Source organism: Streptomyces sp. DSM 40750, from assembly GCF_024612035.1.
Taxonomy (GTDB): Bacteria; Actinomycetota; Actinomycetes; order Streptomycetales; family Streptomycetaceae; genus Streptomyces.
Window position 1 is genome coordinate 1,794,613 of sequence record NZ_CP102513.1, and the last position, 23,628, is coordinate 1,818,240.

General features: G+C 71.0%; 18 protein-coding genes and 1 pseudogene. 3 read left to right on the forward strand and 16 right to left on the reverse strand.

Going from position 1 to position 23,628, the window contains the following annotated elements; all coding sequences use genetic code 11:
• The first annotated feature begins 208 nt into the window (after positions 1-208).
• Both JIX55_RS08130 and JIX55_RS08135 read left to right on the forward strand, forming a co-directional pair.
• Positions 209-1,315, forward strand: a complete 1,107-nt coding sequence (locus JIX55_RS08130) for a hypothetical protein (protein ID WP_257562606.1) — start codon at positions 209-211, stop codon at positions 1,313-1,315.
• Positions 1,316-1,548: 233 nt separating this feature from the next.
• Positions 1,549-2,490 carry a UTP--glucose-1-phosphate uridylyltransferase gene (locus tag JIX55_RS08135; RefSeq protein WP_257569256.1) on the forward strand — a complete coding sequence of 314 codons (942 nt, stop codon included), beginning with the start codon at positions 1,549-1,551 and terminating at the stop codon, positions 2,488-2,490.
• A gap of 147 nt (positions 2,491-2,637) precedes the next feature.
• Here the strand turns inward: JIX55_RS08135 and JIX55_RS08140 are convergent, their stop codons facing one another.
• From JIX55_RS08140 to JIX55_RS08190, 11 genes and pseudogenes are all read right to left on the reverse strand, one after another.
• A complete protein-coding gene (locus tag JIX55_RS08140) occupies positions 2,638-3,120 on the reverse strand; it encodes a hypothetical protein (RefSeq protein ID WP_257562607.1) in 483 nt (160 codons plus the stop codon).
• A gap of 544 nt (positions 3,121-3,664) precedes the next feature.
• Positions 3,665-4,717 (reverse strand): hypothetical protein, encoded by a 1,053-nt coding sequence (locus JIX55_RS08145; protein WP_257562608.1) that lies wholly within the window; start codon positions 4,715-4,717, stop codon positions 3,665-3,667.
• Between the two features lie 89 nt (positions 4,718-4,806).
• Entirely contained in the window at positions 4,807-5,079 is a 273-nt protein-coding gene (locus JIX55_RS08150; protein WP_257562609.1) for a helix-turn-helix domain-containing protein, read from the reverse strand.
• A complete protein-coding gene (locus tag JIX55_RS08155; RefSeq protein WP_257562610.1) occupies positions 5,076-5,822 on the reverse strand; it encodes a hypothetical protein in 747 nt (248 codons plus the stop codon). The genes JIX55_RS08150 and JIX55_RS08155 overlap by 4 nt, the downstream gene beginning before the upstream one ends.
• A gap of 13 nt (positions 5,823-5,835) precedes the next feature.
• On the reverse strand, positions 5,836-7,863 hold the full coding sequence (locus JIX55_RS08160; RefSeq protein WP_257562612.1) for a hypothetical protein: 2,028 nt from the start codon (positions 7,861-7,863) through the stop codon (positions 5,836-5,838).
• Positions 7,853-8,080, reverse strand: a complete 228-nt coding sequence (locus JIX55_RS08165; RefSeq protein ID WP_257562613.1) for an S-type pyocin domain-containing protein — start codon at positions 8,078-8,080, stop codon at positions 7,853-7,855. The genes JIX55_RS08160 and JIX55_RS08165 overlap by 11 nt, the downstream gene beginning before the upstream one ends.
• Before the next feature lie 251 nt (positions 8,081-8,331).
• Entirely contained in the window at positions 8,332-9,216 is an 885-nt protein-coding gene (locus tag JIX55_RS08170) for a hypothetical protein (protein ID WP_257562614.1), read from the reverse strand.
• Positions 9,213-11,381 (reverse strand): hypothetical protein, encoded by a 2,169-nt coding sequence (locus JIX55_RS08175; protein WP_257562615.1) that lies wholly within the window; start codon positions 11,379-11,381, stop codon positions 9,213-9,215. Before JIX55_RS08175 ends, JIX55_RS08170 begins: the two co-directional genes overlap by 4 nt.
• Positions 11,378-12,301, reverse strand: a complete 924-nt coding sequence (locus JIX55_RS08180) for a hypothetical protein (RefSeq protein ID WP_257562616.1) — start codon at positions 12,299-12,301, stop codon at positions 11,378-11,380. Before JIX55_RS08180 ends, JIX55_RS08175 begins: the two co-directional genes overlap by 4 nt.
• A 150-nt stretch (positions 12,302-12,451) precedes the next feature.
• Positions 12,452-13,108: a Crp/Fnr family transcriptional regulator gene (locus JIX55_RS08185; protein WP_257562617.1), complete on the reverse strand. Its 657-nt coding sequence runs from the start codon at positions 13,106-13,108 to the stop codon at positions 12,452-12,454.
• A gap of 102 nt (positions 13,109-13,210) precedes the next feature.
• Positions 13,211-13,647: pseudogene (locus JIX55_RS08190) on the reverse strand (serine hydrolase); the annotation flags it as partial.
• Positions 13,648-14,065: 418 nt separating this feature from the next.
• Here JIX55_RS08190 and JIX55_RS08195 point away from each other — a divergent pair.
• Positions 14,066-15,298, forward strand: a complete 1,233-nt coding sequence (locus tag JIX55_RS08195) for a PP2C family protein-serine/threonine phosphatase (protein WP_257562618.1) — start codon at positions 14,066-14,068, stop codon at positions 15,296-15,298.
• Positions 15,299-15,320: 22 nt separating this feature from the next.
• Here JIX55_RS08195 and JIX55_RS08200 read toward each other — a convergent pair whose 3' ends face one another.
• The 5 genes from JIX55_RS08200 to JIX55_RS08220 form a co-directional block, all read right to left on the reverse strand.
• Positions 15,321-16,484: a substrate-binding domain-containing protein gene (locus JIX55_RS08200; protein ID WP_257569257.1), complete on the reverse strand. Its 1,164-nt coding sequence runs from the start codon at positions 16,482-16,484 to the stop codon at positions 15,321-15,323.
• A 59-nt stretch (positions 16,485-16,543) separates the two neighbouring features.
• Positions 16,544-17,647, reverse strand: coding sequence for an ABC transporter permease (locus JIX55_RS08205; protein ID WP_257562619.1), 1,104 nt, complete (start codon positions 17,645-17,647; stop codon positions 16,544-16,546).
• Positions 17,644-19,191 (reverse strand): sugar ABC transporter ATP-binding protein, encoded by a 1,548-nt coding sequence (locus tag JIX55_RS08210; protein WP_257562620.1) that lies wholly within the window; start codon positions 19,189-19,191, stop codon positions 17,644-17,646. Before JIX55_RS08210 ends, JIX55_RS08205 begins: the two co-directional genes overlap by 4 nt.
• Positions 19,192-19,358: 167 nt before the next feature.
• A complete protein-coding gene (locus JIX55_RS08215) occupies positions 19,359-22,400 on the reverse strand; it encodes a SpoIIE family protein phosphatase (protein ID WP_257562621.1) in 3,042 nt (1,013 codons plus the stop codon).
• Between the two features lie 129 nt (positions 22,401-22,529).
• Positions 22,530-23,498 (reverse strand): cyclase family protein, encoded by a 969-nt coding sequence (locus tag JIX55_RS08220; protein ID WP_257562622.1) that lies wholly within the window; start codon positions 23,496-23,498, stop codon positions 22,530-22,532.
• Between the last annotated feature and the right edge of the window lie 130 nt (positions 23,499-23,628).

A 23,628-nucleotide genomic window follows, 5' to 3' on the forward strand; every position in this document is an offset into this window, starting at 1 on the left:
GGTCTCCCCACGTGCGACGAGGATCCGAGGGACAGGGTCGAGCGGGCGGTACCCGCCGAGGAGGAACCCGCCGCCGCACGCCCCGCCGGCGGGACCCCGAGTGTTTTTCGCCGGGCCGCGGCGGCGATACTGGCATACGCACGTGCCCCTGCTGCCCGATGGACTCATGCCGACCTCCCCCTCAGCCCGTCCCACGATTCCCCCCACGGTGTGGCCGGCTCGCGGCCGCCACGTCGGACCCGACGCGGAAGGCGTACTCCGTCGCACCCTGCGACAGCTCAAGGACAGTCAGGTCATCGACGACTTCCTGGAGGTGCCCGACGCCGGGAGCGACTCCCCGGAGCGGGTCTTCGAGGCCCGTTGGCGGGTTCCCGACGAGGTGACCGTGCGCGCCCGGCTGAGCCTCGCGCCCGACCTGGGCGGCGGGCCGGAGTGGACCCTGCTCGCGGAGGCGGAACAGCCGTGGGAACCGACATGGCCGTCCCCCGTCACCCGGTTCTGGCCGGAGTACGGCGACTGGGACCACGACGCCGCCACAGGCCTGTCGCTGAGCAGGATCACGACCCTGCCCGAGGACGACAAGGACGTACGGCGTCTGCTCAGGGACTCCGGGCACGGCGGATGGTGCGTCCGCGTCGTCGTCCACGAGGCCATGACCACGGACGAGCGCGGTCGGCTGCCCCTCGCGCGATGGCTGCCGCCGAGCCTGCGCCACCGTGTCGTGGAACACCGGGCCGCGCCGCATCAGCTGCGGGTCGTGAACTGGGCACTGCGGGAGTTCGGCGTGGAGGTGCCACGCGGCGGTGCGGTGGTGCTGCCCGGCACCCCGGCCCCGTCCGGCTACGACGCAGAGGACTTCGCCGTACGCACGGTGTTCCTGGACGGTTCTGAGCCGGCCGACCTCGTCGCGGCGGTGACGCGGTTCGCCGCGCTGCCGCAGCCGCTGCCGGACGGTGCCGACGAGGCCCTCACCGCGCTGCGGGAGGACTGGCACCTCCTCACTCTTGTGGAGGAACTCGCCCGGGAACGGCAACGGGTGGCGATGTACACCGAGGCGCTGGAGGCCATGACGAAGTCCCGGGACCTGTACCGGGAGGCGACCGAGCGCGCACACGAGGCGCTCGCCGCCTACCGTGAGTCCGCGGAGGCCGCTCCCGCCGGACAGCAGCCGTCCGGGGCGCGGACGACGTCTCCGTTCCAGCAGCTGACGCGCACGCTGGAGCGTCTGAAGGACAGCGCCAAGGCCCTGCGTCCCGCCGCCACCGCCGAGGGCAAGGAGGACACGGACGCCCAGTCGCCCGACTCGGAGCGCTAGCGTGTCGGCGCCAGAGGGCGGCGGGACGCCGATGTCACCGGCCCTGACTTCCTCGACGCGGCGACGTAGCGCTCCGACTGGGGGATCCACTGGATCTCGGCGCCCAGGACCAGCCACGGGTGGAGTGCTGATCCAGCCCGGGCGAGAACTTCCTCCTGAAGCTGTGCAACCGTGTAGGCATCCAGCTCGCCGTGCCGGCCGGTACGGTATGCCGCTCGACCGAGAGAGACATGATGCCCCCGACGATCCGCAGGGCCGTGATCCCCGCCGCCGGACTCGGCTCCCGTCTGCTGCCCCTGACGAAGGCGACGCCGAAGGAGATGCTCCCGGTCGGCGACAAGCCGGTCATCGAGCACACCGTGCGCGAGCTGGTCGACTCCGGCATCACCGACATCACCATCGTCGTCTCCGGCGGCAAGAGCCTCATCCAGGACCACTTCCGCCCCAACCCCGCGCTCGTCGAACAACTCCGTGAGGACGGCAAGACGGCCTACGCCGACGCGGTCGAGGAGGTCGCGGAGCTGGCCCGTCGGGGCCACATCACCTACCTCGACCAGTACGGCCCGTACGGCAACGGCACCCCGGTGCTGAACGCCGCCCGTTCCTTCGGCGACGAGCCGGTGCTGGTGCTGTGGCCCGACGACGTCTTCGTGGCCGAGGTCCCCCGCGCCCAGCAGCTGATCCGCGCGTACGAGCAGACCGGCTGCCCGGTGCTGGCCCTGCTGCCGATGGATCCCACCGAGTCCCAGCGCTATGGCGTGCCCATCGTCAAAGAGGACCTCGGAGACGGCCAACTCCGCATCACCGGCCTGGTCGAGAAGCCCGAGCCCACCGCCGCCCCGTCGTCGTACGCTGCCATCGGCGGCTACGTCGTCACCCCTGGCATCATCGACGAACTGCGCGAGCAGACCCGCCGCTGGTACGAGCACAGGACCGGCGAGGTCTACCTGACCGACGCCATCAACGCCTACGCCGCCACCCGGGCGGTGTACGGGCAGGTCATCAAGGGCCGCTGGTACGACACCGGCAATCCGGCCGACTACCTGGTCGCCCAGATGGCGTTCGCCCTCGCCCACCCGGAGTACGGCCCCGTCCTGCGCGGCCTGGTCACCGGACTCGACTCCGACCATGCCGCCGCCCTCCGGACCCCACACCCGGACACGGTCGCGGACTAGGGCGTGTGTGATGTCGTGATCAATCGGCCGCTTGCAGGAGATCTCCGAGCCGAATGTGAGACAGGGCCAAATGAACGTCTTGGAGTCCCCGGTGTACCCGCGTGCTCCAGTCGACGTTCCCATAGAGCCCCTGATGGGCTGCCCGCTTCAGGCCGGGCGTTCGGTGGTGAGGGTGATGCGGCCGTCTGTCCAGGCGGGTAGGCGCCGGGCGAGTTTCTTCAGTGACGGGCCCCGTACATGGTGCAGATGTACCACGAGACTCGTGCCGAACAGCGCCTGGAAGTGGGTTCCGAGGCCCCGTCCAGTGCCGGTGAACATTTCGTCGGCCGGGACGTCGCGCTGTGGTGGTTCGTTGATCCGGTACACGCACAGGGCCTGTCGGTCCGGGACCGGTCCGGGGAGAACGGCGACTGCTCGGACCGCCGGCCAGCCCAGTTTGATCACGGGGACGTATCCAAATGCCTGGTGGTACGCGACTCCTTCGGGATGAAAACGGACAGCCGGGTCGTCGGGGCGGGCCTGTGAGGGCCCGCCCGTGTACGCGCGGATCGTGGTCAGTAGCGTGCTTCCGGGCCGGTAGAAGAGTGACTGCCGGTAGAGCTCTCGGTAGTGCGATGACTCGTGACCCACCTCGCGGCTCCTTCACAGACTCGTTCGTAGGGCTGATAGTCGCATCAGCTGCTCGCTGGGGGTGCGTGCTGGAACGGGCCGCTTGTGATCCCGCTCCAGCGGCAGGCGTCCACACTGTTCGTCGGTGAGTTGCCCACGTGTCATGGCCATCTTCCTACCGGAACCGCCTTCCTGGTGGACCCGGTTCGGCAAGGTTGATCACGACACCACACAAGCCCTAGGCCGACGTCGCCTCGCCTTCGAGCCGCACGGTGCGGATCGCCTTGTGGGAGGAGATGCCGAGCTTCGAGAACACCTTGCGAGAGCGGCCGCCGGCTCGAACGCGTCGGCGTGGACCTTCGTCCGTGCGGCTTCCACCGCCCGCCGCGCGCGTCGGGTGGAAGCATCGGTCGCGTCCGCCGGCGCCTTGTGGACCTCTCGACTCTCGTTCGGGGTCCGATCCAAGGACGTCCTCGGCACGCGATGCGGCATCCCTCGGATCGGCCGAGAAGGGCCGCCCGGAGTCTTCCCGGGCAGCCCCTCAGGCACATACGGACTCAAGGGGTCAGGCCCGCCTGATCGCCTCGGCCCTGCCTTGCCACTCTTCCAGTACGGCCACGCTCCGGAACATGGTCTGGAGAGACTTACCGATCCGCCGGGCCGGTCCACGCAGATGCCGGCTGGAAGCGCCGAACATGTTGATCAGCGTCATCACCTCCTGGAAGCCGATCGTCGCGGTCTGCATCTCCGGGGACGCCGTCGCCACCTGGTCGAGAACCTCCGCGGCGCCGTCCGGCCACTCGCTGCGCGGCGTGTCGGCCGCCCACTCCAGGAACGCGCCGAACGCCCCGACACCGGCCTCCATGCGCTCCGCGAAGCGTTCGGCCGCCGCTTCAAGGTCGTCGGCCGGCCCGTCGATGGCTTTGGCCAGACGGTTGACCACCGCCAGCTTCGAGCTCATCGAAGCCCCGGGATGACTGACACGGACCATGTCCTCCGCGATCAGCTCCATCATCGCCCCGAGATCCGTCAGGGCGGACTCCACATCAGCCATGTCACCCGCCATGGCCTCCAGTTGTGCCTCCGCCTCGACGGCCAGGTCGAACAGGCCCGGCTCGTCGTCGTGGCCGGGAGCTGGTTCCACACGGGCCTGCGCCATCGGCTGGGAAGGCGCGACTGCCGCAGCCGCCCCGCGGAGGGCGTCGATGAGCAGCGTCGTGAGTTGCTGCCGGGCCATGAGCGCGCCGTCCGGGTGGGACGCAAGCTCGACGGAAGGAGTCCTCACCGCCCTGGAAGGAGTGCCGGATCCCTCGGTGACATGGACGGTGCACCGGCCGAGTGCGTGTCGCATGCCCAGCCCGAAGGACAGTTCCTCGTCGGATCCACTGAGGTCCGCGACGACGACGTCCACTTCGGTGAGCAGGCGCAGCAACTGGTCCGCGGGCAGGCCGGCGTCCGTGAGCGCGTCCGCCCGGAGGAGGGTGAGACCGAGCTGTTCACAAGTGGGGCGCACGACGTCCTCGTAGAAGACCGTGGACCGCTGTCGCATGTCCGGGACGGATCGGCCGGACGGGCCGGCGGGGGCGGTCGTCGCCCCGATGGCGAGGCAGGTGGGCATGGCAGGCTCCTTCACGGAAGTTCACGGAAGTTCACGGGTATCGGGTATGCCTTGTCGGGGGCAGGGGGCCGACAGATCGGAAGAGGAGGTCAGTCGAAGAGGGTGAGCGCGACTCCGTCGGCGATCTCGTCGGCGAAGACGGGGCGCTCCTCGATGCCCAGGGCGCGGAGCAGGTCCACGGTGAGCACCCGGTGGCGCCGGCCGACCCGGACCGTGTCGCAGGGGAAGGCACCACGGGCGACGAGCCGGTAGGCAGTGCCCAGGCACATGCCGAACGCCCTGGCCGCCGTCCTCAGATCGACGCTGACCGGCAGGTTGAAGATCTCGCGGAAGGTGAGAGGTGTCTCCACGCGGTCGTTCACGCCTTCCTCCCGCCCCGCCGCAGGGAGATCGTCGCGACCTGCCTGCCCCGGCCCGAGTAGGAGGTGCAGGCAGAGGAGTCGGCCAGGCCCCATGCCTGGGCGAGTGCGCCGATCCGTACACCTTCCACACGGTGGGCGGGGACGGTGATGCGCCGGCCGGCCGAGAGCCCGGGCCGGCCCGCGGGCGGGTCGTAATCCACCTGCCAGGGGCCTTCCATGTCCGTGCCGAGTGGAATGCCTCCAGTACCTTCCACGTGGTCCACAGCCACCTCCGGGCGGGCTCGACGCCACACGGTCCATGCGCGCGAGCAGGCCGAGCGCAGCACCCGTTCGCCGGGGTCGGGGGTATGTGCCCCGACCTCCCTCAGGGCTTCGAGGTAGCACGTGACGAGTTCGGCCTCGACGTCTTCTCGTTCCGCGCGGAAGTACCAGGTGATCCGGAACGCGGTGCGGCGGAGTCCGGGCAGCCCGAGCCACACCACTGCCGACTGCCAGTCAGCACGGTCGGCATGGTCGGCATGGTCGGCGTCGACGCGTACGCGCTCCGCGATCTGGAGCCACAGGGCGGTACGCACAGCGGGTTCCGCGGAGCGGTCGTACAGCGTCTGCCGGACCTGCTCCAGGGCGATGGGCACACTTGCTCCGTCCGACTCTGTGAAGAGCCGCAGGGCGGGCGTCGGATTCCGGCCCGCCCACTGACGTTCGACAGTGGTGAAGAGGCCGGTGTGAGGGGGAAGTGACATCGGTTCCTCCTGGTCAGTCCGTGGGGGTGGCCGGGGCCTTGCTGCGCCATGCGGTCAGCAGACGCGCCGCCAGTTCTTTGCCGGGCATGGCATCCGGGCCGCGTTCGACGGCCAGGAGCCATCGGAGGAATCCGGGCTGCCGGGCTGCCACCAGGCCCATGAGCAGCTCCTCCAGGGCCTGATCGGGCCGTGACGCACCCTCGGCTTCGCGGCACCAGGCCAGCAGGACATCACGCATGGACGGGTAGGTGGTCGACTCGTCGAGGGCGTGGCCGGTCAGTTGGACCATGCCGGAGGCCGTCCCGGCGTCGTTGAGGATCTGGCCGCGGCACCACGCGAGGTCCTTCCCCGCCATGGCGGGGAAGGTGAGGGCCGTCAACCGGGCCGGGACGCCGTCGGACCCGGCCCAGTCCCGCAACCGGCCCAGGACGGTTCCCCTGGTCCGGGTGTCGCCCGCCGCGAAGCGCTGCACCAGCGCCTCGGCGACGGCGGCGGCGACGGCCACGTCGTCCGCGTCCCTGCTCAGCGTCTCCATGAGCCGGTGCAGCAGCCGGAGGGCCTGCCCGTCCGTGAACCGGCCGCGATCCGAGCGGCAGGCGTACGCGACCGCTGTCCGCAGGGCCGCCTCGGGTGCGGCGCTCCATTGTTCGAGCAGGTCGTCCGCCTTCGCCGCCGCCGGCAGGTCGTGGACGGCCGTGCCCAGGCACCTGGCGGCCACATCGACGGCCGAAGGCCACGGGGCCAGCGCCAGGGGGCGCAGGAACTCCAGGGTCCGGCCGCCGGTCGCCACAGCCATGGCGGCGACTGCCTGCCCAGCCCGTCCGATCTGGTCCGGTTCGTCTCCGGTGCCCGCGAGCCACGGGTGCAGCACGGGCAGCAGGTCCGTGTGATCTCGGCACAGGACCTCCCACACGACATCGCCCACGGCCGGCCAGAAGAACGACACCGTGTCCGTGGCGTCCGTCCCCGGCTGTCGCGTGCGGTGCGCCCCCAGGGCACGCAGGATCTCGGACATCGGCCGTCGGCCGATCGTCGTGGCCTGCCGACGGAGCGGGCTCCGCGTGGCAGGCTCCTGCTCCGGTCCGGCTCCCGCCAGCGCCAGCAGGTCCGCCGCCCGCTCCATGACGACGCCGTGGTCGAGGCCTCCGTAGACGCTGAGGGAGAGCAGGTGGGCGAGGAGTACGGGGTCTTCCCGTGCCCGGCCCACCAGTTCCGGGGCCTCCGCCCGGGCCAGGGCGCGCAGCACCTCGGCGCAGGAGGCGCCGCCGGTACCCAGTCGGGCCACGGCTTCCGCTGCCTGTGCCGCAGGGCGGGGTGGCAGCTCCACGGGCAGCAACTCGTCGAAAAGTCCCGGTCCCAGGGACCTCAGCAGGCATGAGCGCCTGTCCTCGTCGAGGCAGAGGTCCGCGAGATGGGCTGCGAAGACCTTCCGCGGATCCGGCGGCAGATGGCGCAGGACCGGCGTGCCCAGGTGGTCCTCCAGGGCGGTGGCCAGACCGGGGGCGTCCGCCAGCACGATGAGGAGACGCGCACCGGCCTCCGCCAGTGGCGCTTCCAGCCTGGAGAGGTCCCAGGGGCGGAGCGCGAAGGGGTCCGGGGGTTCCATCACCAGGTAGCCGTGGATTCCTCTCGGTCGCGGCGCCCACCGGGTGAGATCGACCGCCCCGTCCACCTGGACGAGCGCCGGCTCGTCCCTGCCGTGGGCCAGCAGATTGAGGGCATGCGTCTCGCGGCCGGTCCCGGGTGCTCCGAGGAGCACGGAGACACCGGAGTCGAGCACCGCGAGGACGTCCTCGAAGCCGGGCGGCGGTACGAAACGCCGCCTTGCCGCCTTGAGGTCCTTGGCCCGTACGGGGCCCTGTCGCATCGGTCCCGCAGGGGTGGCACCGTCCGCCGAGGCGGAAACGACCTGCCGCTGATCCCCCGTCACCAGCCCGGTGTTGACGGTACCGTTCGGCGCGACGACCACCATGTCCCGTCCGGCGGCCAGGGCCGCGACGAGGGAGTCGAGCTCGTCGGCCCGGAGACCGTCAGATGTCACCGTCGGCTCCGCTGCGGGGGTCGCCGGAGAGCTCGATGGTGGTGACATGCTGACCGCCATGGACGGTGCCGGTGTTGATGATCCCCCGCTCGGCGTTCAGCACCGTGGTGGCAGCGGCTTCCGCCTCCTCGCGGCGGTCGCCCTCCGTCAGAGGTGCCGGCCGCTGAGGGTGAAACGGGACCACGTTGTCGTCCTGGGGGATTTCCTCTGTGCGCATGTCGGTCCTCCGAGTGATCAGGACGCGCGAGGTTTTCTCGTGCGTCAATTTCTGACGCCCTGAGATTCCCGCAGCCGGGCATTTCCGTCTGCGGTCAAAATGCATACGGGGAGTGGCTGTGGTCACATTCTCGGGCCCTACGGAGGCGCGGTGCGGAATAGGGCGCGGAGCACGGCACACAAAGGGAAGGGCACGCTGCCGAAGGCAGCGTGCCCGTTTATCCATTCGAATGTCGAATGCGTCTTCTTCGTTCAGACGGCCACACCGGGAACCTGGCGTCCCAGCGCCGAGATGCGGTCACGCAGAAGGTAGGAGATCTCTTTCCTTTCCTGTTCGGACAGCGTGCCGAGCAAAGAGGCCAATTCCTCCTGCCAGTCGGAGCGCGGCGGGCTGAGCAGGTCCTGGTGGTCGACCGACCAGTCGAGCACCTGCCTCACCTGATCGGGGTGCCTGAGCAGCCAGAGCGCCGCCAGGGAGACCGGCCCGGAGTGGAGCGCCTGGCGGCAGAACTCGTACTCGCCGCGCCGGCTGGCCGTCCAGGAGTAGGAGACTGCCTCGTCGTCCGTCCGGCCGAGGAGGAGTTCCTCACCGGTCTCCCGAAGCCGTACGTCGAACACCCGGTAGCTCAGGCCCGTTTCCTCCACGCGCTGCGGCACACCGAGGTGCTGCATGATCTCCGGTGCCCCGAGCCCGTTGCCTGCCGTCGTCTGGGTGTCGGACAGCCAACGCAGGGCCCGTGTGAGGTGGGTGCGGATCACATGCCAGCCGTGGAGGGTCTTCGTGCGCACGACGCGCACCGGATCGTGCACCCACCACGACACCCACAGGTCCACCGACTCCGTGCCGTACACCGTGGGCAGGCCGACGGCCCGAGTGTCCACGTGCTCGGTCACGTCCACGCGGAAGACGTCGGTGTAGCTGCCGCCCAGAGCGGGCACCGCGGCCTCGTCGGGCGCCGGCATGTGTGCGCCGGAGTCGTCGGGGTCTCCACGACGGCCGAGCACGTAATGGTCACCGGCGGCATCCCTGAGTACGAGCGACCAGTCCGTCGCGGCGGACCAGCGGTGACTGAGGATCTCCCGCCAGGGCGGTCTGGCCGTCCGGTGGTAGAGACGCTCGGCCGACTCGTCACTCATGCCGCCTCCCCTTGTTCGCCGCTCCGCCATCTGCCGAGCGCGGTCCGTGCGATGTCTCGCCCCGCCCAGCCGACTGTGTCTCCTTGGTCCATCTCTACGAAGAGCCGGAACTCTCCGTACTGCATGGAGCTAGCCAAAGCGGTGAACAGCTTCTCCACCGCGCGGAACAACGACGCGTCCCACCGTCCCCAGTCGGCCCACCGCAGCAAGGCGTCGCGGGTCGCGTCGAACGAGCTGTCCGTGTTCAGCGCCCGGCCGATCACTTCCGCGATCAGCCGCCCTTCGGCGCTCCCGTCGGCAAGGTGTTGCTGGAACCACTGCGGGGAATGCATCAACTCGCCGAACAGTGACAGAAGTTGTTCCGTCTCGGCCTGCTCCTCGCCCAGCCATTGCAGAAGACGGCCGAACACGTTCTCCTCGTTGCCCGCCTGGAACAGGCGCTGGACCGCCACCCGCACCGCCAGACGGACCCGAGCCTGCGCCTCGTCCTCCCGGTCACGGGTCCGCAGGCCACGCAGGAGGGCGCCGAGCAACCGCAGGGCGGCATCGGGACGCGACAGCCCGAACTCCGCACCACACGCGTAGGCCACCGTGGTCCTCAACTGCGGGCTGACCGCCGTACTCCAGCGCTGAAGGCGATAGCGGACCTCCGCGACCAGTACGGGGTCCTCGGCCGCGATGCCGAGGGCATGCGCCGCGATGAGACGGCTGGTGGTGCGCTCGGACTCGGCGAGGGTCTGGACATGGCGCAACGCCCGGCGTCCGCCGCCCCAGCTCGCCGCCATCCCCATGACCCGGCCCACCGGCAGGGTCAGTTCACTGTCGCGATGCACCTCGCTCAGCCATCTGACGAGCAGGTCCGACAACTGCCCGTACTCACGCCATACATGCCTGAGCACGGCCTCCGCCTGGCGGTGCCTGACGAAGAGGACCGGTTCCACGCTGTGCGCGTAGTCACCTCCCGTGCGGATCTCACGGGTCTGCCAGGTGGCGCGGACCACATGCAGCAACTCCGTCAGAGAACGCCGGAAGACGAAGTCCGGGTTGGGCCGCTCGGCGGTCTCGGCGCCTTGGGAGTCGGTCGGCGGCAGCATGGCCGTCAGACGCCCCTCGGAGAGCTCCAGCAGCCGGTCGGCCTCCTCCCTGACGATCCGGTGGTCAAGTCCTTCGTATACACAGACGGCCAGCAACAAGGAGAGGGCGTCCGGGTCGTCGCGCAACTCGCCGATGAGTTCCGGTACGTCCTTCTCGACCCGGTGGCTCAGCCGAGCCCCCAGGTCGCCGAGAGCCTTCGCGTCGCCATCGGCCGAGACGATGGCCGTGACCAGCTCGACCACCTCGGCCGGCACCAGCTCGGGGACCAGGAGTTCCCCCAGCTCATCGCGGTCCAGTGCGGCCAACAGGCGCTCCCGCTCGCGCTGGTCCGGCACCACGGCCTTGAAGCGGCTGCCGAACACCGATGAGGCCGACGGCGGTTGGCAGGTGAGGGGACTGACGTGGAGGTCCTGTTCGAGGCGGCGCAGCAGGGCCGTGTCGTCGGGAAGGACGATCACCATGCGCGCCCCGGCGTCCTTCAGCAGGGAACGCACATGCCCGAGCACACCGGGCCCGAACGGCCGGGACGGGAACAGTCCGTCCACGAGGTAGCCGCGCGCCGAGGTGTCGGTGGGCCTCCAACGGTCCAGTTCGGTGACGCTGTCCAGGGCCCGCAGCGGGGCTCCGTCCTCGCAGGACGTGCGCAGCAGGTTAAGCGCCGCGGTGCGGCGGCCGGATCCCGGACGCCCGGCCAGGAAGAGCAGTCCCCCGTCCAGCTCCGTCAAGGCGGTCTCGAACCATTCGGGTTCCGCGAACCCGAATGCGGCGGCCCGCACCTCCGCTTCGGGGATCGGCCCCTCGCGCACCCTGGCCGCCCGGGCCGTCCGCCGGTCGTCCGCCTGTTGGGTGTGCACACGTTGACCGCCCTGGACGGAGCCCGCGTTGACGTTTCCGTACGGGGCGTACACGAACGGCCCCCGAACACCGGTGGCTCCGCCGATGGCCTCGAACAACTCGGAGACGTCGTGCTCTGGTTCCGCGCGCGGCGACTCGCCCTCGGGCGGGACATCGGGTGCCGGCCGCGGGGGGCTGGGCAGTTCGCGGGGTGCCGCCACTCCGTCCGGCGTCACGGTCGCCCCTGGTACTTGTCGCCACGGACCTGGTCGCCCTGGAAACCGCGGACGCGGTGGGCCTTGCTTCCTTCGACATGGTCACCGGCGACGTTGTGGTTCGCCACGCTCTGCCCGCCGTGCACCGTGCCCGTGTTGATGTTGCCGTGGGGGGCGCTGTTCCTCACTCGAGGGCTCTGCGTCCCGGCGTTCTCCGGCACACTGGCGTCCTCCCGCACCGGGCTCTCGGCGGCCGGGGCGGCCAGGGCCTCCTCATACAGAGGCCCGGACGGCTGAGGTACGTAGATCCACGCCTGCTGGGCGAAAGGCTTGCCCTCGACCGTCGCGGCCACCTCCACGAAGTGGTCGGGGTGTCGCCCGGTGTACCCACTGGCGACGGCGTCCTCGTAGCAGCGCTGGGAGAGGATGGCCGCGAGATGCGTGATGTTCTCCTTGTGCGAGGCGAGTACGGCCTTGACGGGGCGGGAGTCGAGGAGCCGGTGCGTGTCGTTGCGCGCCGTCCCGTTCCCGCTGAACTCGTCGCCGGTGTCCGGCAGCGGGCCGATGTGCAGGCTGGCCCGGAGCCTGATGGGTACGGCTCCGTAGGACAGCACGTTGTAGTCGGTGAGGACGTCCTGCAAGGTGAGCAGCAGGGGGTGGACCACGAAGGGCATCAGGGCGGGATCGAATCCGAAGACGTAGCCGTCTCCGGTGGAGGCGGGGAACTTGCGGTCGTTCCAGAGCTCTTCGAGTCCCGCCCTGTTCATGGCGGTCCTGAGGAGGTCGGGTACGGCACGGCTGATGGCCTCGTGCTCGATGGCCGGATGTCCCGTGAACCCCTTGGCGTCCACGGCCAGGATCCCCCGATAGGCGGGCAGCGCACGGCTGCGGGTGAAAGGCCCTGCGCCGCCCTGGGCTGATTCGCTGAAGAATTCGCGCATGTGTCACTCCTCCGTGAAGTCCCGTCCGGTCGTCAGATGCGGACGGCGGCACGGGCGTTCGGGGTGCCGTGCCACTCGAAGCTTCACAGCGGGTTCGCGGACGCTCCGCTCCGCGAACGCGGACAACATGTGACGTGGGACACGCCCTTGTCAGTCGCCGGAGGACAGACCGAGGGTTCTTCGGAGGGCTTCCACGCTGGTCACCTGGATACGGTTCCTCGCGAACTCCACCCGGCCCGGACCGAGCTGTGTCAGAGCCTTGCTGACGGTGTCGCGACTCACGCCGATGTGCTGGGCCAGATCTTCCCTGGTGAGGGAGAACGAGCGCTCACCGCCGGAGACCTCGACCAGGCGGAGCAACGCCATGGCCAGACGTTCATGCACGGCGCCGTCGAAGACTTCGGTCTGCTCGCGCAGTCGGCTGGACGCCAGCACGGCGAGTGGGTCGGCCAGCTGGTGATCGCGTACGAAGCGGCGGAAGTCTTCCGCGGGGACTACAGATGCTTTGCATGTGCTTATCGTCCGTACATCGGCGAGCCGCTCTCCACCGTGCTGGAGCGCCATCTCCCCCAAGATCTCCCCCGGCCCGCGGAAGGCGAGGAGTCGCTGCCGCCCGTCGCGGTCCGTGCGGACCACTTTCACCATCCCGCTAATCAGGGCGAGCACATGGGTGCCCTGTGTTCCCTGCCTCAACAGGGTTGTCGACGACGGGTAGGGCCTGGACGGGTAGCGGGTCAGTCCCGCCCACGCCTCGTCCGACACCAGATCCCGGAGTGGCCGCACCGAGAAAGCACGATCTTCGCTCATGCGATCACGCTAGAAGGGCGAGCTACCGAGCGACTACGGAACGCAACATTCCGCAGTCGTGGCGATCCAATTGGGCCGGAACTGTTCCATCAGGCGGAATCTCTAGGCCCACCTCGAACGGTGTTCGTCGCGGAGCCGTCGGGCGGCCTGGCCCATGAGAGCGTCGGCGCCGGGCTGTCGGCCGGCGGCCACGCGTGACTCGGTCAGGACGGCTGTCGCGCAGATCTGGCCGTCGGCGTGTTCGACGACGCCGACCTCGTGGCGCAGGTTGAGCAGCATGCCGGTCTTGGACGACCAGGTGGAGGCGTCGGAGTCGAAGTCCGGGGCGAGGCGGTTGCGTACGAGGTTGTCGGCCATGAAGCCGCGCCCGCGTGCCGCGACGTCGGAGTGGATCGCCGGGGGCTCGGCGGCTTCGGTTGCGGACTCGGCGCCCTCGGCGTCGGGCCTGGTTCGATACAGAGGACCTGGAGAAGGCCGACGAAGGCCCGTGCCGTCCCGGTGTTGGCGCGTGAGATGTCGAGTTGCGGCACCCGGTGGCCGGCCCAGGTCAGGAACTCGGTCATCATGCGGCCATCAAGTCCCTGGCCCTGGGCGTCGTTCAGCAGACAGCCGACTCGCGGCAGCGTCGGCTACGCCCAGCGGCCGGGCGGCGCCCGTGCATCAGGTACCGGAAGCGGATGGTCCGGCACGTGCGTGGGTCATGGTGCCGATCCGGGACGGTCTCATGACGTCGTACGGGATTCACTCTTTCGGTCCTCACCGCCGTTGCGGTCCGGGCGGCCGGTCGGGGGCTCGGAGAGTGTTCGGTGCCAGTCGGCCGACGGAGTGTCGCGGGACGCCCGGAGCGGCGGATCAAGGGGGCCTCGGTGCTGAAGCCACAGTTCTGTCGGGTCCCGCAGGGTGTTCACGCCTATCGTGGAACGGCACAGAGACGCTCGGCGCCGAGGCAGGCTGGACATGAAGGAACCGCATATCGACTATGCGGAGGTCTTCCGGGCTCTGCCCGGCATGGTGGCGTTGCTCACCCCCGATCTGGTGTACGCCGACGCCAACGACGACTTCCTGCGCCTGGCCGGGCGCACCCGCGAGCAGTTGCTGGGCCGCTACATCTTCGACGTCTTCCCCGAGAACCCGAACGAACCGGCCGCGGCGGGCATGCGGGAGACCGAGGCGTCGATGCTCCGTACGGTGGCCACCGGCGAGCGCGACACGATGGCGCTGCTCCGCTACGACATCGAGGATCCGGAGCGGCCCGGCCACTGGCAGGAGCACTACTGGAGCCCGGTCAACGCTCCCGTCCTCGGCCCCGACGGGAAGGTGGCCCTGATCGTGCACCGGGTGGAGGAGGTCACCGAACTCATCCGCGCCCGCGGCGGCCCGGGCGGCGGTGACGACCGGGCCCGGGTGCTGGAGGCCGAGCTGTACACCCGTGCCCGCGAACTGCAGGAGGTCAACGAACGGCTGCGGACGGCGCACGCCCACGAACGGGAGGTGGCCCTGGCGCTGCAGGCGGCGATGCTGCCCTCGCCCTGCCCGACCGGTCCGCACAATGCGGCCGTGCGCTATCGGCCGGCCATCGGCGCGCTGCACGTGTGCGGCGACTGGTACGACCTGGTCGCACTGCCCGGCGAGGGCCTCGCGGTGGCTGTCGGCGACGTCGTCGGCCACGGTCTGGCGGCCGCCTGCGCCATGGGGCAGCTGCGCAGTGCCCTGAGCGGGGCGACTCGCGTCGCCCATGGCCCGGCCCAGGCGCTGGAGGCCCTCGACCTGTACGCCCGCTCCGTCGAGGGCGCCGAGGCGACCACCGTCGTGACGACCTTCATCGACTGGGACAGCCACACCATCACCTACAGTTGCGCGGGCCACCCGCCGCCCGCACTCGTGCACCCCGACGGCACCGTCACCTTCCTCGACGGCGCCACCGACCCTCCGCTCGCCGCCCGGCCCACCCACGTCTCCCGCCCCCAGGCCCGCATCCCGTTCGTCGACGACGCCGCGCTGGTCCTGTACACCGACGGGTTGATCGAGCGCCGTACCGAGGGCATCGACACCGGTCTGGCCCGTCTCGCCCACTCCCTCGCCCGCCATCGGAAGCACGACCCCGAGACCCTGGCCGACGCGCTCCTGGCCGATCTCCTTCCGCCCTCCGGCAACACCGACGACACCGCGCTGATCGTCCTGCGCCTCTGACCGGCCCGCCCCGGCAGCCCTGTCACTTGCCCCAGATCTTCCGGTACCCGTCCCGGTAGCCCGACGGGTCCCAGCTCGTGGCGTCGTCGCTGTTGCCGGCCGTACTGATGTGGACGGGGGCCACGTAACCGCTGGCGGGGCGGTCGGAGAAGGCCCGGTTGAACTCGTCGACGATCTGCCAGCCCTGCTGGGTGAGCGGTTCGGGGACGGTGGCCGACTGGTACTGCTCGCTGTTGATGCGCTGGAAGGCGGAGGGGTCGCCGTCCCCGGCGCCGATGTTGAAGGGCGGACCCGAGCCGTCCTTGCCGGCCGCGCGGAAGGCCGCGGCGGCGTCGGCGAAGTACAGGTCGTTGATGGCGACCGAGTGGGTCCACCGGTCCTGGAAGCGGGAGAGCAGTGCGGAGACCTCGCGGGGCGTGCGGCTGCTCGCATCGGGGATCGGGATGTTCTCGTACGACAGGAGTCGCACGCCCGAGCAGGTGGCGAGTTCATTTCTGATCAGGTCGGACTTGTTCTTGGCGAAGGGGATCGAGGCGTCCGTGAAGATCACGACTCCGGCGTCGCCGTTGGAGGTCGAGATGATCCATTGCGCGCTGATCCTGGCGACGTCCTCGACCTGGGTGGTGACGTTGGTGAAGAGTTCGGGTTGCCTGCTGGGGCCGGGCGCGGCGACCGCGTGCCAGCCGATGAGCGCGATGCCCGCCTCGTTGGCCCGTGTGACCTGCTGCGAGGTCGCGTTGGGGTCGAAGCCCCCGATGACGATGCCCGAGGGCCTGAGGGCCACGGCCTCGCTCATCGCCGCCTGGATGCCGGCGGGGGTGCCGCCGCCGTCGATCACCCGGACATTCCAGCCGATGACCCGCGCGGCTTCCCGGACTCCTTCGGCGGCGCCCGCGACTCCGGGATTGGTCATGGTCTGGGCGACGTAGACGATGGTCCTGTCGGTCACCGCCGTGGGACCGGTGGTCGGGCCGTTCCAGGGAATGTCGGTCCCCTCCGCCCGGCCGACGGCGGCCTCGGCCTTGGCTTGGGCCTCGGGGCAGCCGCTCGGGCTCGACGCGGAGTCTTCCGGGCTCTTCGATGATCCGCGTTCGCAGCCGGCGAGCAGGACGGTGGCGGTCAGCAGAGCGGTTGCCGCGTACCGGGCCTTGCGCGCGCCGGGGTCGGCCTTGCGGTGGTGGTGCACGAAAGACTCCTCGCGGAGGGACGAGCGGGAGAGCGGGACGACGGTGCGGGCGGGTTGGATCATGGAGTGCGGCCTGTCGTGCCACCGCCCGGCGGCCGCTCCGGTGTCGCGGCGGGCGCGTCGCGGGCGGCGAAGACGCCGGTGCGCACCCGGCGGCGGGCGGCGTATCCGGCCAGGCCGACGGCGAGGAGCAGGGTGCCGCCGTGGAAGAGCGGGACCGTCCAGAAGTCGGCGCCCATCTGGGAGATGCCGGTGAGGCCGACGGCGAGGACGGCGACGGCGACGAGGGTACCCATGGCGTTGGGACGGCCTGGTTTGATCGCGGTGGAGCCGAGCAGGGCCCCGACGAAGGCAGGAAGCAGGTAGTCGAGTCCGACGCTCGGGTTGCCGAGCTGCTGCTGGGCCGCGAGCAGTACTCCGGCGCAGCCGACGATCAGGCCCGACGCGGCGAAGGCGCAGACGGTGTACTTGCGGACCGGGATGCCGACGAGGTCGGCGGCGCGCGGGTTCGAGCCGACGACGTACAGGTACCGGCCGATCGGCAGCCGCTCCAGCATCAGCCAGAGGGCGACGGCGAGTGCCAGCACGTAGAACGCGGGAACGGGGAGGCCGAGGAACGTGGAGGTGTAGAGGTCGGTGAAGGCGGCCGGGAGGCCCCCCGGGCCGGGGACGATCCGGCCGCCGTCGGTGATCCAGCCGGTCACGGCGTACATCATGCTGCCGGTCCCGAGCGTGGCGATGAAGGAGTCGATGCGGCCGAACACGACGATGACACCGTTGAGGACGCCCACGATCGTCCCTCCGACGATCACGGCGAGGCAGGCGAGCGGCCAGGGCCAGCCGGCGTCGACGACGAGGTACAGCACCATGACGTGCGCCAGGCCGAGGCCGTAGCCGATGGAGAGGTCGAAGGCGCCCGTCACGATGGGGACCATGGCGGCGAGCGCTAGGACGGCCGGGATCGACTGGGTGGAGAGGATCGAGTCGACGGTGTCCGGGGTGGGGAAGGTGCGCGGCAGGGCGAGGGAGAAGACCAGAACGAGCAGGGCGGTGAGGGCCAGCAGGCCGTAGGCGCCGATGAGGTGCCCACCCGGGCCGCCACGCGGGCCGAGCCGGCGCGGCGGGCCCGGTCGACGCGAGCGCGGGGAGGGCGGGGCGGTCACGGATGCGTCGCGGTGCCGGAGGGGGGCAGGGCCGAAGCCGCCCGGGTCAGTCCCGCGACCGTGAGGGCCGGACCGCTCAGCTCGGCGGTCACGGATCCGCGGACGAAGACCAGGGCGCGCCCGCAGACTCCCGCGACCTCCTCGAAGTCGGTGGAGATGAGAAGGACCGCGAGGCCTCCGGCCAACGCCTCGTCGAGCAGGCGGTGGATGGCCGCCTTGGCGCCGACGTCGACGCTCGCCGTCGGTTCCTCCAGGATCAGCAGGCGCAGTCCGGTCCGCAGCCAGCGGCCGATCACGACCTTCTGCTGGTTTCCGCCGGACAGGGTGGCGATGGCGGCCTCGCTGTCGCGGGGCCGCACCGAGAACCGTTCGATCAGGGCGGTGGCCTCGGCGCGTTCACGGCGGGGTCCGATCCAGCGCGGTGGCGTCCCCTGCCCGGCACCGGGGTTGGCCAGCAGGTTCTCCCGTACGGTCAGCTCGGCGAGGCAGCCCTCCCGCTGCCGGTCGCCGGGCACGAAGGCGACACCGCGTCCGACGGCGTCGGTGACCGTACGGGGGTGGTAGGGGCGGCCGTGGAGCAGCACCCGTCCCCCGAGGAGCGGTCGGGACCCCGCGAGGGCCCGACCCAGGTCCCTGTGTCCGGCGCCCGAGAGGCCGACCAGGCCGAGGGCTTCCCCGGCTCTCAGCTCCAGGTCGACCGGTCCCGCGCCGGAGGTCCGTACGCCGTCAAGGGTCAGGACCGCCGGGCCGTCGGCCGGGGCCGTAGCGGGGCGGTGGTCGGCCGGTTCATCGCCGGTGATGTCGCGGACCAGGCGGACGGGGCTGTGGCCCGCCGTCGAGCCGTGGCTGACGAGGCGGCCGTCGCGCAGGACGGCGAAGGTGTCGGCGACCTCGTACACCTCGTCCAGGCGGTGGCTGACGTAGAGGATGCCGTGGCCCCGGTCGCGCAGGGCGTGCAGGACGCGGAACAGGCGGGCGCAGTCGGCGGCGGGGAGCCGGGCGGTCGGTTCGTCGAGGACGATGAGCTTCGCCCGTGCCGCCAGGGCCCGGGCGATGGCGACCAGGGACCGCTCGGCGGGGGCGAGATGGGCGATCGGCGCGTCGGGATCGAGCTGACCGCCGACGATCTCCAGTGCCTCGGTGCAGCGCTCCCGGGTCCGCCGCCAGGAGATCAGTCCGGCGCGACGCGCGTACCCGGCGCTCAGGGCGATGTTCTCGGCGGCCGACATCCACTCCACGAGACCGAGGTCCTGATGGATGAAGGACATGCGGTGGGAGGCGGCGTGACTCCCGAGTGCGTGTCCGTCCACCGTGATCCGGCCCGAGTCGGCGTGGTGGACGCCGGCGAGGATCTTGATGAGTGTGGACTTGCCTGCTCCGTTGGGGCCGAGGAGCGCGAGAACGCTGCCGGCGTGGACGTCGAGGTCGACCCCGGCGAGTGCGAGGGTCCCGCCGAACCGTTTGGCGAGGCCGCGGATGCGGACCAGCGGTTCCGCCCCGCTGGGCGGGGCCGGCTGCGCAGAGGTGTCGTGAGCGTCGTGCACGGACAGCTCCGGGGGTCGGCCTGGCGAGTTCTTCCCGACTTGCGTCAGCGGTACGTCAGCGATACTAGCCGCACATATCACCGCATTTACGGTATTTACCCGCCCACCGTGACCCCAACGGAGCCACGCCCCCAGGGGATCAGCGGGCCGCCCGGGTGTCGATCACGTCAGCCGCCGTCGAGTCCGCACTCGGCCCAGATGACCTTGCCCTCCGGGATGTAGCGCGTGCCCCAGCTCTGGGAGAGCTGCGCGACGAGGAACAGGCCGCGGCCGCCCTCGTCGGTGGTGGCCGCCCGGCGCAGATGCGGGGCGGTGTTGCTGGTGTCGGAGACCTCGCAGATCAGGGAGCGGTCGTGGAGCAGCCGTACCCGGATGGGCCCGGTGCCGTGGCGGATGGCGTTGGTGACCAGTTCGCTGAGCACCAGTTCCGCGGCGAAGGCGGCCTCGTCGAGCCCCCAGTCGGCCAGTTGCCGCAGGGCGGAGGCGCGGACCTCACTGACGACGGCCGGGTCGGCGGGCAGCTCCCAGGTGGCGATCCGCAGCGGGTCGAAGGCGTGGGTGCGGGCGACGAGCAGGGCGATGTCGTCGCCGGGGTGGGCGGGCGCCACGGTGTCCAGGACCACCCGGCAGGTCTCCTCCGGGGTGCGCTCGGGATGGGCCAGGGCCGCGCGCAACTGGTCGAGGACCACGTCGACGTCGCGGTCGCGGTCCTCGATGAGCCCGTCGGTGTAGAGGACCACCTGGCTGCCCTCGGGGAGGTGGAACTCCGCTGATTCGAAGGGCAGCCCCCCGAGGCCGAGCGGAGGCCCGGCGGGCAGGTCGGGGAACGACACGGTGCCGTCGGGGTCGACCAGGGCGGGCGGAGGGTGGCCCGCGCGGGCCATGGTGCACTGCTGCGAGGTCGGGTCGTAGACGGCGTAGAGACAGGTCGCGCCGATGATGCCGCCGCCGTCGGAGACGGGATCCTCCCGGTCCAGTCGGCTCACGAGGTTGTCGAGGTGGGTGAGGACCTCGTCCGGCGGGAAGTCGAGTTCGGCGAAGCTGCGTGCGGCCGTGCGGACGCGGCCCATGGTCGCGGCGGAGAGCAGGCCGTGGCCGACCACATCGCCGACGAAGAGGCCGATACGGGTTCCGGAGAGCGGGATGACGTCGTACCAGTCACCGCCGACGTCGGATTCGGCGGGCAGATAGCGATGGGCGACCTCGACGGAGTCCTGATCGGGCAGGCCCTGCGGGAGCAGGCTGCGCTGCAGGGCCAGGACCATGGTGCGTTCGCGCGTGTAGCGCCGGGCGTTGTCGATGGACAGGGCGGCACGGTTGGCGAGTTCCTGGGCCAGTGAGCGGTCGTCGTCCCCGAAGGGGGCGGGGTCCTGTGCGCGGTAGAAGGCGGCGACACCCAGGACGACACCACGGGCGACCAAGGGCACCGCGATGAGGGAGTGGACGTGGCTCAGCAGCCGTTCCGTGTACTCGGGGTCCTGCGCGAGCCAGCCCGCGGCCGTCTTCAGATCCGGTTCCAGCACCGCCTCCCCGCTGGTCAGACAGCGCAGCTGGGGCACGGTGGGGCCGTAGTCGACCTGCTTGCCGACCGGACTGAAGGGGAGGTCGTCGCGGATGCCGTGGACCACCGTGCGGCGCAGGTCGCTGCGGGGGTCGGCGGCCTCCTCGCCGCGCAGTACGGGCTCGGCCAGGTCGATGGTGACGAAGTCGGCGAGGCGCGGGACCGCCGTCTCGGCGAGTTCCCGCGCGGTGCGGCGCACGTCCAGGGTGGTTCCGATAAGGGCGCTGGCCTCGGACAACAGCTCCAGACGGCGGCGCGCGGCCAGGGCGTAGACACCGACGTGGGGCTCCCCCACCATCACGAGACCTCTCTGGGGGTTCGGGGAGCCGGGGCGGCCGGCCGGCATGCCGCCGGCAGTGGTCGTGACACCGTCGGCGGTGAGGCCACCGGTCGTCACGCCGTCATCGGTGAGGCGGTCGGTCGTGACGCCTTCGCCGGTGAGGCCGCCGGTTGTCACGCCTTCGCCGGTGAGGCGGTCGGTCGAGACGCCGTCGACGCCCACGGTGATCCTGCCGGGTGCGGCGTCGCGGAGGTGGCCGGATGCCGGTACGGCGGAGAGCCGACCGGGCGCCACGACGCGGGGGACGCCCGCCAAGCGCCGGACGACCGGGGTGTCGACGGACTCGACGGGTTCCGCGGGCGGTTCGACAGGTTCTACAGGCTCGACGGAGAAGGTCAGCGCCTCCTCGACCCGGTGCGGGACGGTGAGGGACTCGCGCGCCGAACGGCCGGGAAGGACGGCCTCGACGGCGATGCCCTCGACCCCGGAGGCGCTGGTCATCGGACGGCTCACGAGCGTGATCCGTCGGCCGTCCGCCAGAGGCACCTCGACGGCGGCCCGCTGCGCGCGGGAGATCAGCTCGGCGGCCTTCTCCAGGAGGGTCGCCCGGTCGCCGGGGCGCAGCCCGAGGGCCAGTTCGTCCACCCCGACGCTGTGGTGGGGGACCGCGTCGGCCTCGGCCCCCGCGTCCAGGTACGCCCGCAGCAGGGAGCGCTCACGTACGGAGCTCTGCCCGAGCAGCCGCCGCTCGATGGCCGCGGCCGCCTTGCGTATCACGGTGGACAGCGCCGGATCCTCGAAGGTGCGCGGATACCCGAAACACAGGACCCCTTCGATACGGCCGCTGAGCGGGTCGCGGACGGGAAGCGCGCGGCAGGCGCTGGCCTGGGAGCGTTCGGCGAAGTGCTCGGCGCCGTAGACCCTGATGAGCTGTCGTTCGGCCAGGGCCAGCCCGATGCCGTTGGTACCGGCGAAGCGCTCCGCGAACACGAACCCCGGGACCGTCTGGATCGCCGGGAGGCCCCTGGCCAGCGACGCCTGTCCGAAACGGCGCAGGAGAACCGTGCCGTTCGCGTCGGCGACGGAGATGTTGATCGCGCTGCCGGCGAATCTGGACTGCAGCCGGTCGAGCACCGGCACGGCCGCGCGGGTGATCCGGCCGTCCGGGTCGAAGTCGTCCCGGAAAGGGAGGTCGGACTGGTCCGGGGAGAGCCTCAGGGACCGGCAGCGCTGCCAGGAGTTCAGGATCGAGGGGCGCACTCCTGTCTCCAGCGGCTCACCCTGCAGAAACCGCTCACGGAAAAGGGTGGGGCCCGTGCCGTCTGTCGCACGTCCCGTTGGTACCGGCTCGACGTCGGACCGCACCACGCTGGCCTCACTAGCGCCCTGGACAATCCGCTTATCGGAAATATCTGGCATTGACGAGGATACGGGCATCAGCGACGTGAGTCACGGTTCGCACGTTTCCTCACCTGCGGTGACCGATCAGCACCGGCGTCACAGAACCGCGACCGGATTGACGGGCGAGCCCGTCCCGCCCGGAACGTTCAGCGGAGCCACGACCAGCAGGAACTCGTACCGTCCCGCCTCGGCGGTCGCGTCGGCCAGCGCCTCCAGGTCGAGGTTGTCGAGCAGCGGTACCCCCATCGCGGCCACGGCCAGGGCGTGGACCGGCGAGTGCACGCCCTCGACGGGCGAGGGCCGTACATCACTGTCCCCGTCTCCGCCGAGCAGCGCGATGCCGCGTTCGGCCAGCAGCGGTACGGCGTCGACGTGGAAGCCCGCGCTCGCCGCGTCGGGGTCCCAGGCGCCGAGCTCCTTGCGGCGGCGGACGTGTCCGGAGCGCAGCAGCACCGCGTCGCCCTCGCCGATCGTCACGCCGAGCGCCTTCTCCGCCGCGACGACATCGCGGGCGCGCACCGCCCGCCCCGGCTCCAGCCAGCGGACGCCGAGGACGGCGGGGAGGTCGAGCAGCACCCCCCTGGTGACGAGGGGCCCGAGCTCCGACACCGCGCCGAACCGGGCGCCCGCGGCGTCGACGGCCTCGCGCGCCGCCCGGCCGTCGTAGAGCCGCCCCCGGTAGGCGATGTGGCACAGGGCATCGAGATGCGTGATGCCCTTGCCGTGGTAGTCGGCGGCGATGAAGTCCTTGTGGGTCGTGGGTTCCGGGCTCTCCACATCCCCGAGATCGGTCATGTGATGCACGGCGGGCTTCCGGTTGTCCGGGCCGTGCCGGGTGTTCCAGGGCAGCGCCATCGGGACGACCACCCCGGACCGCACTCCGGCCACGGCCCGCCGCACATGGTCCGCGGTCACCCGGTTCCAGGCACCGCGATCGGCCCGGTCCCAGCGCCCCCACGTGCGCACCGCCTCGAAGAGCGTGTCGAACTCCGGACGGGAGACCGCGGGGCTGTTGCTACCGGCGGGTGGGGCGGGAGGCGGGGGATCGGCGGAATGCGAACTCATCCGTGTTCACCCTTCGGGGTCGACGCCGGACCAGAGGGATGACGCCCGAAAAGTACCTTAGGCGGAGCGTCGCCCCTGGCGCCCGGCGGCGACAGCGAGGCCGGCTCGGCGAAAGAGGGAGCGACCGGCT

Coding starts and splice junctions, on each gene's coding strand:
- JIX55_RS08135 (WP_257569256.1), top strand. CDS start 1,549: ATGCCCCCGACGATCCGCAGGGCCGTGATCCCCGCCGCCGGACTCGGC.
- JIX55_RS08145 (WP_257562608.1), bottom strand. CDS start 4,717: ATGCCCACCTGCCTCGCCATCGGGGCGACGACCGCCCCCGCCGGCCCG.
- JIX55_RS08155 (WP_257562610.1), bottom strand. CDS start 5,822: ATGTCACTTCCCCCTCACACCGGCCTCTTCACCACTGTCGAACGTCAG.
- JIX55_RS08165 (WP_257562613.1), bottom strand. CDS start 8,080: ATGCGCACAGAGGAAATCCCCCAGGACGACAACGTGGTCCCGTTTCAC.
- JIX55_RS08170 (WP_257562614.1), bottom strand. CDS start 9,216: ATGAGTGACGAGTCGGCCGAGCGTCTCTACCACCGGACGGCCAGACCG.
- JIX55_RS08180 (WP_257562616.1), bottom strand. CDS start 12,301: ATGCGCGAATTCTTCAGCGAATCAGCCCAGGGCGGCGCAGGGCCTTTC.
- JIX55_RS08185 (WP_257562617.1), bottom strand. CDS start 13,108: ATGAGCGAAGATCGTGCTTTCTCGGTGCGGCCACTCCGGGATCTGGTG.
- JIX55_RS08195 (WP_257562618.1), top strand. CDS start 14,066: ATGAAGGAACCGCATATCGACTATGCGGAGGTCTTCCGGGCTCTGCCC.
- JIX55_RS08220 (WP_257562622.1), bottom strand. CDS start 23,498: ATGAGTTCGCATTCCGCCGATCCCCCGCCTCCCGCCCCACCCGCCGGT.